Annotated in this window: 7 protein-coding genes and 10 pseudogenes; 7 read left to right on the top strand and 10 right to left on the bottom strand. The window is 55.9% G+C overall.

Going from position 1 to position 18,584, the window contains the following annotated elements:
- Positions 1-438: 438 nt before the first annotated feature.
- Positions 439-960: pseudogene (locus MFF40_RS20420) on the bottom strand (transposase); the annotation flags it as partial.
- A 925-nt stretch (positions 961-1,885) separates the two neighbouring features.
- Between MFF40_RS20420 and MFF40_RS20415 the strand changes: the two are divergent.
- The 4 genes and pseudogenes from MFF40_RS20415 (at position 1,886) to MFF40_RS20405 (ending at position 5,276) form a co-directional block, all read left to right on the top strand.
- Positions 1,886-2,938: an SGNH/GDSL hydrolase family protein gene (locus MFF40_RS20415; protein WP_147899598.1), complete on the top strand. Its 1,053-nt coding sequence runs from the start codon at positions 1,886-1,888 to the stop codon at positions 2,936-2,938.
- A 53-nt stretch (positions 2,939-2,991) separates the two neighbouring features.
- Positions 2,992-3,696, top strand: a complete 705-nt coding sequence (locus tag MFF40_RS20410; RefSeq protein ID WP_238261982.1) for a glycoside hydrolase family 16 protein — start codon at positions 2,992-2,994, stop codon at positions 3,694-3,696.
- A gap of 80 nt (positions 3,697-3,776) precedes the next feature.
- Positions 3,777-3,884: pseudogene (locus MFF40_RS29085) on the top strand (IS630 family transposase); the annotation flags it as partial.
- Between the two features lie 1,236 nt (positions 3,885-5,120).
- Positions 5,121-5,276 (top strand): transposase, encoded by a 156-nt coding sequence (locus MFF40_RS20405; protein WP_238261980.1) that lies wholly within the window; start codon positions 5,121-5,123, stop codon positions 5,274-5,276.
- A gap of 320 nt (positions 5,277-5,596) precedes the next feature.
- On the opposite strand, the pseudogene MFF40_RS20400 reads toward MFF40_RS20405, so the two are convergent.
- The 4 pseudogenes from MFF40_RS20400 to MFF40_RS20385 all read right to left on the bottom strand — a co-directional run.
- A pseudogene (locus tag MFF40_RS20400) lies at positions 5,597-6,818 on the bottom strand (IS256 family transposase).
- A 65-nt stretch (positions 6,819-6,883) separates the two neighbouring features.
- Positions 6,884-7,045, bottom strand: a pseudogene (locus MFF40_RS20395) (IS66 family transposase); the annotation flags it as partial.
- Between the two features lie 167 nt (positions 7,046-7,212).
- A pseudogene (locus MFF40_RS20390) lies at positions 7,213-8,190 on the bottom strand (IS630 family transposase).
- Between the two features lie 91 nt (positions 8,191-8,281).
- Positions 8,282-8,763, bottom strand: a pseudogene (locus tag MFF40_RS20385) (IS630 transposase-related protein); the annotation flags it as partial.
- A gap of 91 nt (positions 8,764-8,854) precedes the next feature.
- On the opposite strand from MFF40_RS20385, the pseudogene MFF40_RS29080 reads away from it, so the two are divergent.
- A pseudogene (locus MFF40_RS29080) lies at positions 8,855-9,054 on the top strand (IS630 family transposase); the annotation flags it as partial.
- Positions 9,055-9,177: 123 nt separating this feature from the next.
- On the opposite strand, the gene MFF40_RS20380 reads toward MFF40_RS29080, so the two are convergent.
- From MFF40_RS20380 to MFF40_RS20370, 3 genes are all read right to left on the bottom strand, one after another.
- On the bottom strand, positions 9,178-10,302 hold the full coding sequence (locus MFF40_RS20380) for a glycosyltransferase (RefSeq protein WP_147899445.1): 1,125 nt from the start codon (positions 10,300-10,302) through the stop codon (positions 9,178-9,180).
- 75 nt (positions 10,303-10,377) lie between these two features.
- Complete coding sequence (locus MFF40_RS20375; protein ID WP_238261978.1) at positions 10,378-11,844, bottom strand: oligosaccharide flippase family protein; 1,467 nt, start codon at positions 11,842-11,844, stop codon at positions 10,378-10,380.
- A complete protein-coding gene (locus MFF40_RS20370) occupies positions 11,841-13,163 on the bottom strand; it encodes a polysaccharide biosynthesis/export family protein (RefSeq protein WP_238261977.1) in 1,323 nt (440 codons plus the stop codon). Before MFF40_RS20370 ends, MFF40_RS20375 begins: the two co-directional genes overlap by 4 nt.
- Before the next feature lie 462 nt (positions 13,164-13,625).
- Here MFF40_RS20370 and MFF40_RS20365 point away from each other — a divergent pair.
- Positions 13,626-14,057: pseudogene (locus tag MFF40_RS20365) on the top strand (helix-turn-helix domain-containing protein); the annotation flags it as partial.
- On the opposite strand, the pseudogene MFF40_RS20360 reads toward MFF40_RS20365, so the two are convergent.
- A pseudogene (locus MFF40_RS20360) lies at positions 14,048-15,650 on the bottom strand (ISL3 family transposase); the annotation flags it as partial. The pseudogenes MFF40_RS20365 and MFF40_RS20360 sit on opposite strands and share 10 nt — an antisense overlap.
- Positions 15,651-15,792: 142 nt before the next feature.
- Between MFF40_RS20360 and MFF40_RS20355 the strand changes: the two are divergent.
- Positions 15,793-16,964, top strand: a pseudogene (locus MFF40_RS20355) (IS3 family transposase).
- A 279-nt stretch (positions 16,965-17,243) separates the two neighbouring features.
- Here MFF40_RS20355 and MFF40_RS20350 read toward each other — a convergent pair.
- Positions 17,244-18,554, bottom strand: coding sequence for an HlyD family type I secretion periplasmic adaptor subunit (locus tag MFF40_RS20350; protein ID WP_238261992.1), 1,311 nt, complete (start codon positions 18,552-18,554; stop codon positions 17,244-17,246).
- Positions 18,555-18,584 lie beyond the last annotated feature (30 nt).

Below are 18,584 nucleotides of genomic sequence, written 5' to 3'. Positions count from 1 at the left end.
GACGGGTATGGACAGCACTGACTCAGGGTAATAGTTTCCATTGCTTTGGTTCAGCCCGAGTCCGAATCTGCAGGTTTATGGGATACAGCTGGAAAGATCGGGGCGGTAAAAAAACAGGCTCACCGAGGACAGATGACTTTTGCCCTCAAACCGGCTGCGATGGGAACGCCGTTTGCCGCTGGTACAATATTTACGTTGGCATGGGGACGGGCGAGGTGGGTCTTCGGGAGCTGGAGTAGGGGTACAGCAAGCTCCTCCAGCCCGTGGCCAATCTCAGGCTTGACAAGCACAGCTCATAGAATGTTCGCGCAAAAAAGCTCTTACCTCTGGTTTGCGACGCGACCACGAGCGCTCGGTTTAGAAGTCGCACGCGGTGAGCTGGCGGCGCATTTGCTTCGCGCTCGACGTGCGCCTATCGAACGTCCGCTACATTTCGACCAAGCCCGATCGGGCAGCGCTGAGGAAGCGTAGGAATTCGTCGTGGTGAAGGCGCTGTATGCAGCGGCCGAACACGGTCCCCTCCACCACGTTGAGGGTCGCAAACAACGTCGTCGTGCCATGCCGGACGCGGTCGTGCGTATGGATTTTAGGACAGCCTGGCTTGACACGTCGCCTCCAGCGCCTGGATCTGGGTCTTCTCGTAGAAAGACAGCATGATCGTGTGACCCAGCGGGTCCATGCACACGCCCACAATATTCTCCGCCTTCGCCGCGAAGGTAGGTTTAGAGGAACGCTTAAAACTGCGTATCCGGCGCGGCTGCAGGTGGTGCGCTTCCTAGATGCGCTTGATAGAGCGCAACGAGATACCAACCGCTTCAGCCAAGTACTGCCAATCTTATGTGTAACCTCCTTATGCGGCTCGAAGCAGATTGGGGCCAACACCACGGTTACGGCCACGGTCTCGGTGGAGTGGGGCGGCTTGCCAGGCGGGTAGGTTTCGTCGCGAGGGAGCCCCTCGACGGTGCTGACCGCTTCAGCTTAAGAGGCGCAGGAACGCTCGTGATGCTAAACCTGCTAAAAATTGTGACGATAAGGCCATTCAGCACTGAGTAAATATTTCGGTCGGAATGCCGTTGCCCGGCCGATAATAAGAACGCTATATAACAATATTATTCATCTCATCATTGTGTCGATTTTTCTATGGTCCCGGCGCAAATGCGGCTTACACTAACAACTGCTCGTCGGACCTTTTCGAAACTGTGGCTCGATCTGTGACCACACGAGCAGGTCCTAGCTCATTCCTGGTATCAATCGCGGTTCTCCCACTACTTCGCTCGCGCGTCAAACTGGCGGAACTATCGTCATAAACAAGTGGTTCACCATCTCTGTCAAGAATGAATAATTAACTAATTTTATATTGGCGGTAGCGTTGGTCATCGGCAACGGTGGCGCCGTTTTGAATTTCTGTCCCAGCTGTTGACGGGCTATAATATGACTCGCGACATGGTAGCCTTCATGTGGCCGCACTTCATAATCAGTATAGTCATAATTGACGGAAACGCCGCCGGCATTAGCAAGGCTTCGTTTAGACGGGCGTGCTGAACGCAGACCATCTCTGTCAGTTGCACAAGGCGCACGTGCTGCTGGCTTTTGCCACGACCATGGTCGAGTAGTTGGTGATGAAGGCCATGTAATGCGTCTATTCGTGGGATTCTAGTAAGAAGCCATGATCGAAAAAACTGCTTATCATAGTTAATTTTCATCGTAATAACGAGTTTATACGAAACTATGCTACAAAAACGACCTGAGTAGCAGAAATTGTTTTCCCACTGCCCGGATCTGCAATGACGATGGCACGTATTTTGCGGCAACTGTTGCCTCGATTATTAACTCGTTCATCCTGACAGTCGCCTACACTCAATAACAAAGCGAGAAAATCACGATCATGGCAGAAATTGCAGCCATTCTCGACACTTACAAGGTCGCTATCGACGCGCAGTTCTCCGACCGGCGCGTCAGGTTAGTTCCGGCGGCGGCGACCACGCCGACATCGACTGGCGCAACGACGACCTCTCCCAGCACCGCCGCGATCAGGGGAGTTCTGTTCGAGGTGGACAGCATCACGTTCGGCGCCGGCCTGCAGGATGGCCAGCAGTATCCGAAGCTGATCGGCGCTTCAGCCGGCATCCCGGTCATGAATGACGCCTACGTCGGCGACACGCTGGCCAACGCCTTCGCCAAGTACGATCAGCAGGATGCTCCGAAGTTCAACGGCTCAAGCCTCAACACGATCTCGATCCTCGGCGGCATCAACGATATCCTGTCGAACGGCTCGACCGATGTCGTGCTGCGCGATGTAATCACGCAGTTCGTCGCGAAGGCCAAGGCGACCGGCTTCGTCGTCGTCCTCTGCACCCTGACACCGGTCGGCACCAAGTTCGCCGCTTCGGTCACTGCCGCGCAGCAGGGTTACGTCACCGCCTACAACGCATGGCTGCGAGCAAACTACCTATCCATCGGCGCTGACTATCTCGTGGACTTCGCGGCGATCCCGGAGGCGCAGGATCCGGCGAGCACGACCTACTACCAGGACCAGCTTCACCCCATGGCACCGCTCGCCGCCCTGATGGCAGCCAAGTGGCGGTCGACCCTTGCGGCCGCCCTGCCGGCGCAGTCGATCACCGCTGCTCCCGCGGACGATGCCTTCTCGGTTCAGGCCAAGGCGGGCTCAACAGCCGGTCAGGTCACGCTCTTCGGCTCAGTCGGATCGCAGTGGTACAACGTCGGGTTCCACAATACGACTGATGGCCGACACGTCAGTCCAGAGATCGTTCTGAACGGAGCCTCGACGTTCTCCGCGAACATTGACGTCTCGGCCCTACCGAACGGCCCATTCCCGATCGACGTGTCCGTTTGGAGCGGTCCGACAGCCCAGATCCGGAAGACGACCCGAGTCACGATCAATGTCAGCAACGGAGCGGCCATTAGCCCTTTCTAGGTACGCTGAAGCTCGTCTTTGAAGATGACTTCAGCGGCAACACGCTCGATCAATTGAAATGGTTCATCGGCCCGAAGCCAGACGGAGGCCAGTACGGTGGCGCCCACTTCGTCACGAAGGATGAGCCGCAGTTCTCGCGGATCTACACGGTCGCAAACGGCGTGTTATCGATCCGCGCGTATTACGACGGCGCATACAAGGATCCGGAGGGATGGGGCCGCCAATGGTACTCAGGGCAAATCTCGAGTTGCTTCCCTGACGACCGCGTAACTGGAGCTGTCCGAACGGGTTACTTCGTGATGCGAGCCAAGCTGCCGGCGGTGCGCGGAGCCTGGCCGGCATTCTGGCTCGGGAACGTAGCCGGGAACAGAAACCCGAACGGCGGTCTCGAGGTCGATATTCTGGAAGGCTACGGCCGGTTCCCGCTTGGTTATGTCGGGACGATCCACGATTGGCCGGGGCAGTCTGGAAAAGATCATCTTTTCCAGCAGAAGCATTTCGACAACATGCTCGGTGGTGCTAACACGCAAACCGATTTCCATACCTACGGTCTGAGGATCACGGACACAGAATCGATTTGGTACTTCGACGAGAAAGAATTGGTGCGCTTCCCGCTCTACCGCGCGAACGATACGAATCTCGGCGCCTTCTTCGCAATGATCGACCTTTCTGTTGGCGGTGGATGGCCCGTCGATCAGCCTAAGAGCGGCTACATGGAAATGCTGGTGGATTACGTCCGCATCTACTCGGCCGATTGAGCCACTTGAGTCGTGCCCTTAGAGGTTGGCCCAGAGGCCCTACCAGCGGCCAGCAGCCGCATCGGGTGCGGCGGTTCAAGCTGCAAGCCGCCATCAAACGCTTAATCACCGAGAGCAACGGGGATCCGAAGCCCCCCGTCTGGACCGCAGACCCGGACCGCATCATCCAGGTCGCCAAACGCGCGTACGGAGCGATATACACTCACCACCAAAACAGGTCTGACCTCAGCACGAATACCAACCGGTCAGCGTCGATCGGCTCTCGATTGGACGGCTCCAGCCCTTCAAAGGGCGAGGCGGCGGCGGCAGAAGCGGGGCGACCGTGTTCTAAAGAAAAACGACTGATGCGAGCACGCCAGTGCTATGCCAACCAATACCCGCCCGTCCAAACGATGCGTGCCCGTTCTGTTACGCGCCTTTAGTCTAGGGAAATTTGCCCACATTTAGCTGAGTTATAATAATAAAATAAATTAAATCAGTTTTTTTAGAAAGGATCTAGTGCATTGATGCGTACAAATGGTGCAAAGCGCACACCGGATTATCAAAGTAACGCAGTGGGTCAGCTCTGCGCTCTTGGTGCGTTCGTCTGCATCAGTGCACTAGCGTAGGCGACACAAGAATTATCGAATTTTTCTATTTTGATATTCTCCACCCGCTGTTGCAGGATCGTAACCCCCTCGACGTGTATAAATCGATTCTGCCGACGCCAAACTGCCTTCATGGAAATTGAATTTGCGCGGATAAATTCCGTTCTTTGAATTCGAGGTTGTATTAAGACAGTGAATGCAAAGCGATCGTATCGCTTTATGGCCCAGCATCGTGATTCGGATGTCAAATTTATCCTGTCGCATTTTAGCTACTAGATTTCGAGAATGTTCTAGCAAATGATCTCCAGGTTCTGGCTGTGGAGCCGCAATCTCAGATGATCCACTGCACGAAATAAGAGGCGCAACGCTTTCAAACGCTTCGGCGTGTTGACTTATGCATAATGAAAATAAAACCGCGAGGACAAGATAACGCATTTAAGCCTCCTGCAGTTACAAGCTAAATATGAAATGGTTAAAGAACCCTTACCGCCATTGCATAAAGTAGCTCAGCTTATCTGTTAAAATGGCCTAAAAAAACATTATATCTTGCTATAATACAAACTCACCTTTACAAATGATCGCGGCCTCAGGTTGCTCAGCACCAAGCTGTCAATACAATACATCCTCTACCTGGTCCCGTTTCGAATCCCGACCTACCTCTCTCACCGGCTCAACCGTTGGTGAGATCCGACGCTCCATAGCTCCGCAGGATATGCATGGCGCAGCTTAAGCTTTCAGTTCTTCTCTTCCAATTTAAGCAGTGTTTGGAGCCGCTTCTTTCAATGTGCTGTTGAACGTGGAGTCTAGATTGTCTCTGTTTCAAATCGTTTTGTGTCTATGCTTGAGGATATGGTCGAGCTGACGCGGTTGGTTCGCCGGCTAGAAGTCATCACGGGCGTGAGTGATCGTCGGCGCTGGTCTGATGCCGAGCGTGGACGCATCCTTGATGAAGAGACTGCCCCCGGTGTGGTGGTCTCGGTGGTCGCGCGCTGACACGGCCTGAGTCAGCAACACTTGTTTACTTGACTTCGTGCGGCCCGACGCACGGGGGCTTCGCTTCCCGTTGCACCACCACTGTCGTTCGTACCTGTCCTGGTCGAGCATAGCGGAACCGATCCGGTACCTCCACGATCCCGGGCTCCGCGTCTAAACGGCTCGCTATAGTCGCTGAGATCGCGCTGGATATGGCCGGCGTGACCGTTCGGATCGGTGAGAATGCGTGTGAGGAGACCATTGCGGCAGTGATCCTGGTACTGAAGGCCACGGCATGGTGGGACTATCGGAAATTCCGTGTGTGAGCGGCGGGTTGAACATCAGGCCGCCATGGCCCGGGTGAAGCGCTCGCCGAACATGACGGCGAACTGCGCCTTGGCCATGACCCACTCACGTGAGCCCATCTTCCACACCTTCTCGGAGCGGTTTAAGACCAGGTAGAGCAGCTTCAGGGCGGCCTCGTCGGTCGGGAAGTGGCCGTGGGCGCGCACGGCCCGGCGCAGCGTGGCGTTCAGGACCTCGATGGCGTTCGTGGTGTACAGGATTCGCTGGACCTCGCCCGGGAACGCGTAGAACGGGATGACTTCGCCCCAGGCCCGTCGCCAACTCTGAGCGATGGCCGGGTACTTCCGGCCCCACGCGCCCGCCTCGAAGGCAGTTAAGGCCGCCTCGCCGGCGGCGGCATCGAGCGCACGGTAGATCTCCTTCAGCGCCGCCGCCACGAGCTTGCGGTCCTTGTAGGAGACGAAGTCGAGGCTGTGGCGCAGGAGGTGGACGATCCAGGTCTGGACCAGCGCCTCGGGGAACATCGCCCGGATCGCATCGGGGAAGCCCTTCAGGCCATCGACCACGGCCAGGAGCACGTCCTCGACGTCGCGGTTCCTGAGCTCGTTCATGACCCGCAACCAGAACTTAGCGCCCTCGTTCTGCTCCAGCCACAGGCCGAGGATCTCCTTGGATCCGGCGGCGCGCACGCCGAGCGCGATATGGACCGCCTTGTTCCGGACCACACCTTCGTCGCGCACCTTTGATCCGCTGGGCGTCGAAGAACACGATCGGATAGACCGGCTCCAGCGGCCGGGCCTGCCAGGCGGCGACCTCCTCCAGCACCGCGTCGATCACTGCGCTGATCAGGTCGGGCGAGACCTCTATCCCGTAGAGCTCGCGCAGGTGCCCGACGATCTCTCGGGTGCTCATGCCGGGGGCGTACATCAACACGATCTTGTCGTCGAAGCCGGGAAAGCGGCGCTGATAGCGAGCGATCAGCTGCGGATCGAATGTCGCCTGTCGGTCACGAGGGATCGCAAGCTCGATCCGACCGGTCTCGGTCGTGACCGTCTTGCGACCATAGCCGTTGCGCGTGGTGCCGGCCTCCTCGCCCGCCAGATGGTGATCCATCTCGGCGTTGAGCGCACGCTCGGCTAGGGCCTTCTTCAGTGCGTCCAGTAAGCCGTCGGACTCGAACGCCGCCTTCGGATCGGCCCTGGCCAGGAGCTGATCCAGGATCGCGTCAGGGATGTGGGGTGCTTTGCGTCGTGCCATCGGGAACCTCCATCGGATCCACTATGGCCGCCTCCACACGAAATTTCTGACAGTCCCGGCCAGCCGAATACCGTCTGCAACCAGAGCTGCAATCGCCAGGGCACGGGATCGTCGCTGACCTCGACGACGTAGGCGACGTCGCGGGCGAGATGGGCGAGGCAGGTCTGGTGCGCGGCGGCACGACCCTGTTGGGCGGTGTAGCGGTCCGAGATCCATACGGGCCCGCGGCATGTAACCCGCCGCATTAGAGGCCGGACACATGGCAGCACCCGATCACGCACCGCGCCCGTCCAGAGATTTTGCTTGCACCTGAAGGGGCGTCCACACATGCCCGTGCGGAGCGGAGATGCGGCAGCGCTCGCCCCTTAGGGATCGGCCTTAGAGCTGTTGCCGTTTAGGTTGGGTCATAAGCGTCGTATCCGGCGGCAGTGATGTAGTTGCGGCATTCAGCTGGGGTGAAGGCTGCGAAGGCCCGGGCGATGGCTGCCCAAAGGTCTGGGACGGTTCGGGCAGCGGCTGTGCGCAGCAGCGCCTTGAGCTTTGAGAAGGCCTCCTCATCCTGAGCCTGTCGAAGGATCGATCGGGTTGAAGTCGGGCGAGTAGGCCGGGAGGTAGAGGAGCCGCGCGCCGGCCGCCTCGATGGCTTCGCGCACGCCGACGACCTTATGGGATTGCAGGTTGTCGAGGATGACGTTGTCACCCGGCTTCAGCACCGGGACCAGGGTGTCGGTGACGTAGGCGCGGAAGCGCGCGCCGTTGGTGGCCCCGTCGAACAGGGTGGTGGCGACCAAGCCGTTGGTGCGCAGGGCGGCGGTGACGGTGATGGTCTTGTAATGGCCCTGGGGCACGAGGAGCCGGCAGCGCTCGCCGCGTGGAGCCCGACGGTAGGTGCGGGCAATGTTCGTGGCGGTCGCCGTCTCGTCGATGAAGACGACGGCATCGGGGTCGAGGTCGAGTTGACCCTCGAACCACGCCTCCCGTGCGGCTCTCACGTCCGGACGCTCCTGCTCGGCCGCGTAGACAGCCCCTTTTTACGGGTGACCCGATGCCGGGCGAAGAACCGCCACAGCCCGCTGACGCTCGTGCGGACACCCTGCTCGGCCAGGATATCACGCACCTCGTGCAGGAAGGCCTGCGGCTGCTCCCGATCGACCTGAAGGATCCGCTCAGCGTGCGCTTCGATGGCCGGTGCGGGTCGCTGCCCGCACGAGGGCCGGGGTGCGATCGCGCCCTCCGCCTGGAAGCGTTCATGCCAGCGGATCGCGCTGAATGGGCCGCCCCCGAAGCGCTTGGCCGCCTGTCGGCGCGAAGCTCCCGCCTCGATCGCCGCGATCACGCGTTCTCGCAAATCCATCGATAGCGCTGACGGCATCCCGACCTCCTCGGAAAGCCCAACATCGAATCAGATCCGCAGACTGCCCGCTACCCCCAACGATTCAACCCAGCCGGACATGGCTCTAGGGCCGCACCATGTTGGTGGCGGCCGCCGTCTCGTCGAGGAAAACCAGGCGATCTGGATCAAGGTCGGGTTGCCCATCGAACCAGTCCTCGCGCGCGGCCCTCACATCCGACCGCTCCTGCTCAGCCGCGTGAACAGCCCCTTTTTACGGGTGATCACATGCCGGGCGAAGAAGCGTGACAGGCTGCTCGTGCTTGCCCGGACGCCGCGTTCCGAGAGCCTGTCGCGCAGTCTCCGCAGGAAGGAGAGCGGGTGTTCTTCGTTGAGCCGAAGGATCAGGGCCGCCTGCGCTTCCACACGCTGCGAGTTGCGGTCGCCACCCATGGGCTTGGGCGCGATCTGCCCGTCCTGCCGGAACCGCTCGTGCCAACGGACCGCGCTGGCCGCCCCGACCCCGAAGCGTTTGGCCGCCTGACGCCGCGATGCACCCGCTTCAATTGCAGCGACCACACGCTCGCGCAGATCCACCGACAGGGCTGAAGGCATGGCAATCCTCCATCGCAAGCCCAGCCAGTGAATCACACGCCAGCCAGATCGCCTACCCCAAGCGATTCAACCTGCCAGGGCACGGCTTTAGCGTTATACCCAGGACTATCGACGGAGCGGAACGACCAACCTGTTCGCGCCACTGACATACGAGCCGGGCGCGTAATCAGCCACGGCTATCGACGTCATTTCTCCATCAAGCTCCGGACCTGTATTGATGAAGTCAAAGCCAATCAATTGAACGCCCTCGATGAACATCTAGTTCTCGACAAGGCGGCCACGCACAAGACCTAGCTTTTCTAAAAACAGCCGCTGAAGCACCCACGCTGGAATCTACCCTTAACCAAGTGCATCAACGATGCCTTCAACATCCAATCAAAAGAGCAGCCGATCAAAAATTACTTACCCTCTTTATCACTTTTTCGAACACATTAAATCATTGCTGAGAACAACATGACTCCTTATATACGATTCTGCACCGAGATCGCGTAAATTGAACCGAGATTGGGCCCTTAACACTTTTTCGAAGTGGTGCTGGTAATTTTCAGATACGGATATTATTGCAGCGCTAAGAGCCACTACATTACCTTCGGGAACATAAGTAATCTCATCGTCAGTAAAATATGATCGCAAGCCGCCTGTATCCGTCGCAATGACCGGTAATCCGGCTAAAATCGCTTCCTGTATTGCTGTGATTCCGCTCGCATGCAAGTTGCTGCGCAAAGGTACAACGGCTAACATTGCACGACCATAAGCCGCTACAAGCTCGTCATTGCTCTGCGCCGGTTTGATCGTTATATTATCCCATTTTCTAGAACGACGCCTCGAAGCAGTACCGGAAAAGATTTCTAATAATATGCCTTTGTTTCCCCCAACCGCTTCAATAAGTGTCGGCCAATCGCGGTGGCGATCATTTCCGACAGAGATAACGCTTGTTGGTTCGGCATTCCGCATTGTTGGAGGTGTCGGATTTTCAGCCGGAATACCAAACCGAACTAATTCAACTCGTTGCTTTGGAAAAATAGATTTTGCCACGTCGAGATTCAACTGAGAATGCGTAGTAATAACGTCGACTTTCGCTATTAATGCCCGATACAAATACTTATGAACGACCGAAATATTGGGCCACTGGTCTATCAGCCAAACAACTTGTCCGATGATCTTTGGCCGGTAAGGAGCTCGAATTAAAAGGGCCGAAACGGCTAAAAACTGCGACTCAGTGTGCGTCCATACTACATCCGCATCTCGGATTTCTTGACTATTGTTTATAGCGTGGATTAGGTCAAACCCTAATATAAACCGCACACCAAGTCGAAGAACTTTCTTTATAAATCCCTCCCCCCGAGATTGAGAAAAACTTACATTACAACCCATCTCTGAAGCGCGTTTGTAGCCATAAGGAGTTTCGTCATTACGCCCAACGAGATTGCCATCTGCCCAAGCCCTCCTCCAAACCTCTGGATCTTTATCAAACGCCAAATGGACGAATACATTTAGGCCGCCGTCTTTCGCACGGTTATTAAGCTTCGATCCATCCATAGGAAAACCTCAACGGAAAAAGCCAGCGCGATTGTCTATTACTTAGGGTAATTATAACGCATAAATCTTGATACCCTATCTGCGAAAAAAGTTGTTACGTATGAAAGGAGCAGCATGAGAACGTATCTCCTTGTGTAAAAAGCCAAACACCGTTAGAAACCAGGAAACGACACCACCCAAAATAGCAATTCCTAGAAAGGCTGGCCCGTCACCGATATCTAGAAGGGCCGAACAGACAATATAAACGACAACTGCACAGAATGAAGCTGAAGCCCATGTTCTAAACAAAACATGCAATCCAAAAGCAAGGCTTCTCGGCGTGCCTAAAATCAACCATATAGCTTGCGCAATAAAAAGGAAACACACGAGCCAAGCTACGATAACGGGAGAGAACCAAAACCCTGCTGAGACGGCAAAAATACGGCCTATCGCGGCTGAAAGGGCAGGAATGGTCGCCCGCCAAGTCTTGTTACCACTCATCAAGACTGCGTCATTTAGGCCGGACAGAGCAGTAAATGCATAACCCAAGGCTAGAGGCTGAAAAATAAGCGCAGCTAGTGACCAATTATCTGAAAGGACCAACGAAAATAAACTTGGAGCTATTGCAACGGCAAGAGCTACACCAGGAATGAGAACAAATGATAGATAGCGAAATATCTTAAAATGAAGTGCTCGGACGTTGCGCTCCTCATTTCTAATGGCAAAGGCATACAGCGATCCGATTGGCGGATTCATAAACAAGTCGCATCCAAATCGCGTCACTTGTGTCGCAACAGAGTATGAACCGAGGGATGCTGCGCCAAATATACGTTCATAGAGCGCATTTTCGAATGATTTGGCAATCAGTTCTCCGGAGCGCCGAGCTAAAAGCGCGCCGCTCATATTCAAATGCCCCGCTAGCGCGGAAAACTGAAATTCAAAGGATGGCCGCTTAAAGGCGATGAAATTAAGCATCACCGCCCTGATCACATATATAGATAAATACTGAAAAGCTAAGCTCCAGACCGACCAGCCTGAAAATGCTGCCGCAATCGCAACAAATGACGAAACTATTGTACTTACCATTTCAGTCATTGAATGAAAGCTCAAGTCTCCCCTTCTTAAGATGCGCGCATCCGGTGCAATCGAAACTGCCATCAACGGAAGCGCTGCGGATAAAATGAGCATAACAGATATAAGCTCAGCATGGCCGGTCAGCGCCGAAAGTATATAGCCCGATGCAGCTACACATACCGCCATTATAGAAAAACTGAATAGCAAAAGCCAATACGCCGTTGACCATATAAGTGTATTTGCTTCATCCTCCCGCGCTAAAGACAGCCCAATCCCGCTTTCAGCTAAAGTAACAAAAAAACTTACAGTTGGCTGCGCTAAAGCGTAAATTCCGAAGGCAGAGGGCCCGAGTAAATGCGCCATCACAGGAAGCATAATTAGCTGCGAAACGCCTTTCACTAAACTGGAAAGCCACGACATTGCGGTATTGCGCGCAAACCGGCGACTGTCCACCTCTTCTTGCTCAATCGAAGGTTTTGACAGCGTCATTTTATCTCACCCGAAATTCTGGGCTTATTTGATATCATATCAGGAGGATTTTGTTCTTTTGTTTTTTTAGATAAGATATTATTTTGTTGTCTAGCAGTCAGCTCCTGAGATACTCGAAGAACATCGCCAGGCGCAATCTGTTCATCTTCATTTGCAAAACGCGTTTCGGGACCTTTTTCTGAGATATGTGTCAGCTCAAGCACTAGTTTATCTTCAGTGCTATTATAACCCGGCGAGTGATCAAGCGCGATTTCAAGTAAATTAGATGAGGTACGCTGTTTGATTTCGTTCAGATCGATTTTTGATCTCGTTACGACGGATTCGTCGAGCGCTTCTTTCCTGAAGCGTGATTTTAGTTCTATCACATCTCTATCAGTTCGAGATAAATTTTGCTGGGTTCGAAGAGTAGCCAACTGTATATCCAACCCGCTGCTTTCAAAGGAAGCCTGTACTTGTTCTGCTGCAAGCTGACGAGAGTTAATCGACAGACCTTTTGTCATTAAGTCGTTTATTTGAGCAAGTTCCTTGCGACTGATTTCGAGCTGCCGTTCGAGCGTGCCACTTTTCGCCTTCAGTGAAACGAGTTCTTGTTTATATATTTGCCTTGATTGCTCAATTGCATTTATCTCGGACAGCCGTGCTTCTTTTCTAGTATTAAACAAAAGAGTTTCATCTCGCATTGCCTTAACGACATGCGGGTCGGTCGCAATTGCCGTAAGATAATCGGTCATTTGAATAGATGAGGCTTCAGAAACCTCAGCAGACAATCTCGATAATTTTGCTTCTGATGAAATTCGTTCTGCTCGCAACGATTCTAATTCACCCCCTGAATCGAGCACACCACGCTTTTTATTATACAAATCCGACTCCCGCACAATACCTTGAGCCGTGCTTATTGCTTGTAGGATGGTCATTCCCGGCTGAAACTCATATTTCCCGGGCTGTTGAACCGCGCCGATTACGTAGAATGGCCTATATCGGATCACTTCTACAGATGCTGCGGGGAGTTCTGCAAGATCAGCTTTTTGCTTTAAAGTATTACCGATCGCAGCCGCAAGGTTCGCAGTAGTGCCATCCGCGGCTTTAACCTCACCAAGAATTGGCATCGAGACGAAACCGTCTGCGCCAACGGAGAATTCCCCATTCAATGCAGTCCATGGGTATGCCTCTCCAGCGTTTTTTCGCAGGTCATAAACTCGAATCGATAACCGGTCTCCTGGCCCCAACAGATATTTTTGCGCCGGATTTTCTGCTGCCGTGGCCTTGTTTACAAAAACAAAGAATAATAAAATAACATAAAGACACTTACTGACCTTCACTTGGAAGCCTCCAAACCGCATGGAACAGGTATTTAAAGTTGACATCTTATCCTGCATCCGCACTCAAAAATTTTTAACGTTAGCTTTCATCAATGGAAGCTACCTAGTCTTAGGAAAATAGGTAGATCGTGATTGACATATCTGTATTTCCCTTTTTCATGTTGGGATATTGCTATTTATTTTTAATTTTATCACTTGCGTTTTTCGTCTCGTCTTATTTGCATCGCCTCAAATTTCATTCAATCAATTTAGCAACCCATTAGTCTTCTAGCAACTTTATTTTACCGGTTAATTTCCTCTTCCTATTTTAAAAGAATTTGATTGTTTGGGTCACTCACACCTGATACCTTCAAAGTGTGTCCTTGATCGGGCGTCGGTGTTTGCCAATATCTCATCACCGGTTCTAGTGCACTGACGCGGTCAGAGGATTCACACAGGAGATGATGCATGCGAGTCTGGGCGATGGCTCAGACCGTCTGCGTGCTCCTCGACGATGCCACCGCGTCAGCGCTGTCCGCGATCGCCGGCGATCGATCCCGCCCGCTCAAGCACATCCTGCGGGCGCGCATCGTCCTGCTCTCGTTCGAACGCTTGAGCGTGCAGGACCTGGCTCGGCGGGCCGGCGTCAGCCGGCCCGCAGTCTGGCGCTGGCAGCAGCGCTTTGCCTAGGGGGGCGTTGAGGGCCTGCTGCGGGACAAGACCCGCCCACCCGGCGCCCCGCCGCATTCCACCCGCACCGTGGCGAAGGTGCTGGCGCTGACCTGCTCCGAATCGCCGGACGAGGTCACGCACTGGACTGGCCGCGTCGTCGCTGGGCGGACCGGCATCTCACTCCGCTCCGCGCAGCGGATCTGGCAGGAGCACCGCTTGCAACCGCATCGGGTGCGGCCGTACATGGCGCGCTTCAAGAGCTTGAGACGCGTGATCTGGCCTTCGGCTTGTCCACTGCTCCAAGGCAGTGTCAGTGCGGACCGAACAGCATCTCTATCCTGGCCGAGGCTAGCAGCGAAGCTCTCGACGATGCGGACGCCGCAGTTTTGCGCTTCGCCCAGCCATTGATCGAACGCCGGGACATCTGATTTTCCTGACGGCTGCTGGCCACAGTGGCTCCGGACGATCCGGCAGAACCGGCGGCCGAGATCGACCACCTTGGCCGCCTCGGTATCCTGCAGGACACGCGAGACGACCGCAGCCGCCTCAGGGCCGAGGTCTTCGGGCTCCCGCAGGAGATACCAGGACAGCTGCTTGGATGAGGCCAGGGGTGATGCGGTGGAGGTCAGAACACGGGTGTCGGTCGGTGCTGGCGACGACCGGATAGTCGTTCCGGCCAAGCCTGCGCGCCGCTCGGACAACCAGCGATGCACCTGCTTCGAGGTGCCGGCAAAGCCGATCCCCTGAAGTTCGCGCCAGAGCTGCGTCGCGTTCTCGCACCCCTCATCCAGGCGGACATGCAGGTGCCCGAGATAAGGATCGAGCATGCTCGGCTGCGGCTCGCGCATGCCGTTCCGGGGGAAGCTCGCGGCGAAGGCGTACTTGCGCACCGTGGCCCGGGCCAAGCCGGTCTCGCGATTGATGCGCCGAAGCGACTGTCCCTCCGCATGGCGGCGACGCACGTCATCGTAGGCCGCTTCCCATCGGCCGCGGGCCGCAGCTCGCGCGAGCATCTCGGACGGTGCGCGTGGGAAGGTCGTGACGCGCCGGATCGAGGGCGATGACGGCGCCACGGCCGGCAACAGCTTCAGACGCGGATGGACGCGGGCGAGCCAGCGCTCGACCATTTGCCGGGTATTGAGCAGGAGATGCCATCGGTCTGCGACCTGAACGGCATCGGGCGCACCCATGGTGGTCCCACGCGCATATTCGTCGAGCGGTCCCGTGCCACGACCTGGATCTGCGGGTCTCGCCGGAGCCGAGCCGCCAGCGTCGCGGCCGAACGATCCGGCAGCAGGTCGATGGCATGGCGGCGTTCGAGGTCGACCAGGATGGTGCCGTAGGTTCGGCCTTTGCGCAGGGCCTAGTCGTCTACCCCGACGATGATCGGTTTGGATCGGGTCGGCAGCGGCCATTTGCGGATGCCCCTCAGCAGTTTCGTGGCACTGGTCGGCATCGCCAGGTGCGGCAGCAGCCGGGCGGCGGGCGTGGCACCGAGCGCCAGCGCGGTCCGAACCTGGGCATCGGCCAGCCGGCGGGTCCTCTGAGCGTAGCGGTCGAGGAGGCGAGCAGACGCTCGGCGAAGGTCCGACGCGCGCAAGCAGGATCGTGGCAGTAGAAGCGCCGGATCGTCAGGTTCAGGCGCACCTCCTGACCGCTCGTCGGTAGGTCGGCGGGACGCCGGTGATAGCGACTATGCACTGACCGGCTGACCGTACGACAACCTGAGCAACGGGCATGATCGCGCTTCGCTTGAGCGGCAGTGCGAAGGGCAGTGCTCTCCGCACGCGTGACGTGGAGAACGCGACAACCGGGGATGTAACAGAGAAGGGTCATGCCCTGATCTGAGAATCCCTGCCCGGTTCAGCCAGGAGCTACCTCCCAGCACCCCCAGCCGACCCAATCCACCAAACTTGGCGAAGAGCCGGAAAGAGGTCCTCCCTGAGGTATGGCTTCGAGCCATGTGGAGGATGTCGTCATGGGACGGAAGAAGCATACGGCTGAAGAGATTGTCTCCAAGCTGCGCCAGGTCGATGTCCTGGTCTCGCAGGGTCGCAAGGTCGCCGAAGCAATCCGCTCCATCGAGGTGACGGAAGTCACTTATTATCGCTGGCGTTCCGAGTACGGCGGTCTGAAGGGTGACCAGGTCAAGCGGCTGAAGTCTCTGGAGACAGAGAACCAGCGCCTCCGTCGAGCGATCTACGACCTGACCTTGGAGAAGCTGATTCTAAAGGAGGCCGCCTCGGGAAACTTCTGAGCCCGGCACGCCGCCGGGCATGTGTCGACTTCGTCGTTGCCGAGCACGGCGTGTCGGAACGCTTCGCTTGCCGTGTCCTGGGCCAACATCGTTCGACCCAGCGCAAGGTCGCCGTCGTGGTTGAGGATGAGGTCGCTGTGACGGCCGCCATCGTCGCTCTGGCTCTGCAGTATGGGCGCTACGGCTATCGTCGAATCACGGCCTTGCTCCGGCGTGACGGCTGGACGGTGAACGTGAAGCGCGTCGAGCGGATCTGGCGCCGCGAGGGCCTCAAGGTTCCCGCTCGTCAGCCGAAGCGGTCGCGCCTCTGGCTCAACGACGGCTCCTGCCTGCGGCTGCGGCCGGAGCGGCCTGACCACGTCTGGTCCTACGACTTCGTCGAGAACCGCACGCACAACGGGCGCAAGTACCAGATGCTGAACGTCATCGATGAGTTCACCCGCGAGTGTCTGGCCATCCGCGTATCCCGCAAACTGAAGGCGCTGGACGTGATCGACGTGCTCTCGGATCTGTTCAGCTTACGCGGTGTGCCAGGCCATGTCCGCTCGGACAATGGACCGGAGTTCATCGCCAAGGCCGTTCAGGACTGGATCGCGGCGGTGGGATCGACGACCGCCTACATTGAGCCGGGCAGTCCATGGGAGAACGGTGATTTACGAGAGCTTCAACGCGAAGCTGCGGGATGAACTCCTCAACGGCGAGGTGTTTTACACCCTCAAGGAGGCCAACGTTGTGATCGAGCGATGGCGGAAGCACGACAACGGCATCTGGCCGCACTCGTCGCTCGGCTACCAGCCGCCTGCGCCAGAGGTCGTCATCTGGCCAACCGAACCGAGCGGATCAGTGCCGTCCGCTCGTTCTGCGCCATCGTCACGCGACCGACGATGCACTAACTTCGAACCTGGGCCACCGAACGGGGGCAGGTCAAGCCACCCTGGCAGACCGACGGCGCTACTCCGTCTAACTGCCGAGCGTAGGCTCGATCGCTTAAAATGCCGCATCCCAACGAAGTTCTATAGCCGAACAGCTAGCGCATCTTCAGGCTGCGCCTCAAAATAAAAATAACTTTTGTTTATATATTTGTATGATTATAAATTGTCAGCACGAAAATATTTTTGTTTGAAATTCAAGATAGATCCAGTTCCATGACAGTTCATGCATCTACATGTCTATCACCGTTCCCGCCATGCTTTAACAATTTGATCGGAAAGTGGCTTAACGAGGTAGCTGAAAACTGAGCGATCGCCGGTTTGCATGAAGCTCTCAACCGGCATACCAGGAACCAGACGCACGTCGCCGAGCTGTTGCCTGCCTTTTTCAGGGATTTGGATGCGAACGGTATAGTAATTGAGCCCTGTTTTCAAGTCAATTATTACATCGGCCGAAATACGACTAACATTGCCCTCAATTTCCGGGGTAACACGTTGATTGAACGCGGAGAAGCGAAGAACCGCCGCTTGTCCAATATGAACGCTATCGATGTCTTGTGGTTGGATTTTTACTTCCACCGCGAGCTGATCTGCCTCTGGCACGATGAGCATTGCCGGCTCGGAGGGTGTTATTAACCCTCCAATAGTATGAACCGTCAACTGGTGTACCGTCCCCGACTGCGGCGCTCTTAAGTCGCTACGTTTAAGTTGATCTTCGGCAGCCGCTCTTTTTTCCACGTATTCGGACCATTTTCCCCGGATCTCAGCTAAGTCCTTGCTGGTCTCCGTACGCATGTCGCTGTCAATCTGTAGGATTTGCAACTCCGTTTCAACGATCTTGCCGCGCGCCGATGCTATCGAGGCTATCAGTTGGCTCCGCTCACCATCAAGGCGTGCCGCGTCACGCTCAAGAGCATTTACACGAGAAAGTGGCACCAAATTTTTTGCATGGAGTTCGCGTACTCCTCTGAGCTCTCCGGTTATGAAATTGAACTCACGTACTTTAGCGGCCGTCTGCTCAACCCGACCGTTGATCTCTTCCCGCAATTGCTGAATACGCTCGTTCAATTGAGCTTTTTGCCCTACGCGACCGGCTACGCGCGAATTAAATAATCGGGTCTCACCTTCTATCAAGTTTGAGACAGCTGGATCAATTTTTTCGCGAGCCAACAATTCACCCGGAAATAGCACATGACCGACATTGTCGCGCTCGGCTTCGTTGCGAGCGCGACGCGCCGTTAGTTCATCGAGCGCTTTCAAGACAATATCGAGATTTGCACGGGTCTGAGTGTCATCTAGCCTGATAAGGATATCACCTACTTTGACTTTAGAGCCTTCGCTGACCCGCAATTCGCCGATCACTCCTCCGGAGGCGTGTTGAACCTTCTTGACGTCGGACTGAACTACGAGCTGACCAGACGCAATCACCGCGCCAGAAATTTGTGTAAAAGCCGCCCATCCTCCAATTATTACTACTAAAAACGAAACGAGCCACGAGCATATTGTGAGATGCTTCCGGATCGATTGTATGGCCGTAGAATTCGAATACGCCATATTATTGTTATGGAATCCAGCGCCGAAAAT

The sequence above is a fragment of the Methylobacterium mesophilicum genome (assembly GCF_022179445.1).
Lineage (GTDB): Bacteria > Pseudomonadota > Alphaproteobacteria > Rhizobiales > Beijerinckiaceae > Methylobacterium > Methylobacterium mesophilicum.
The sequence above is the reverse complement of the archived record's forward strand: the minus strand, read 5'-3'. Positions and strand labels throughout refer to the sequence as shown.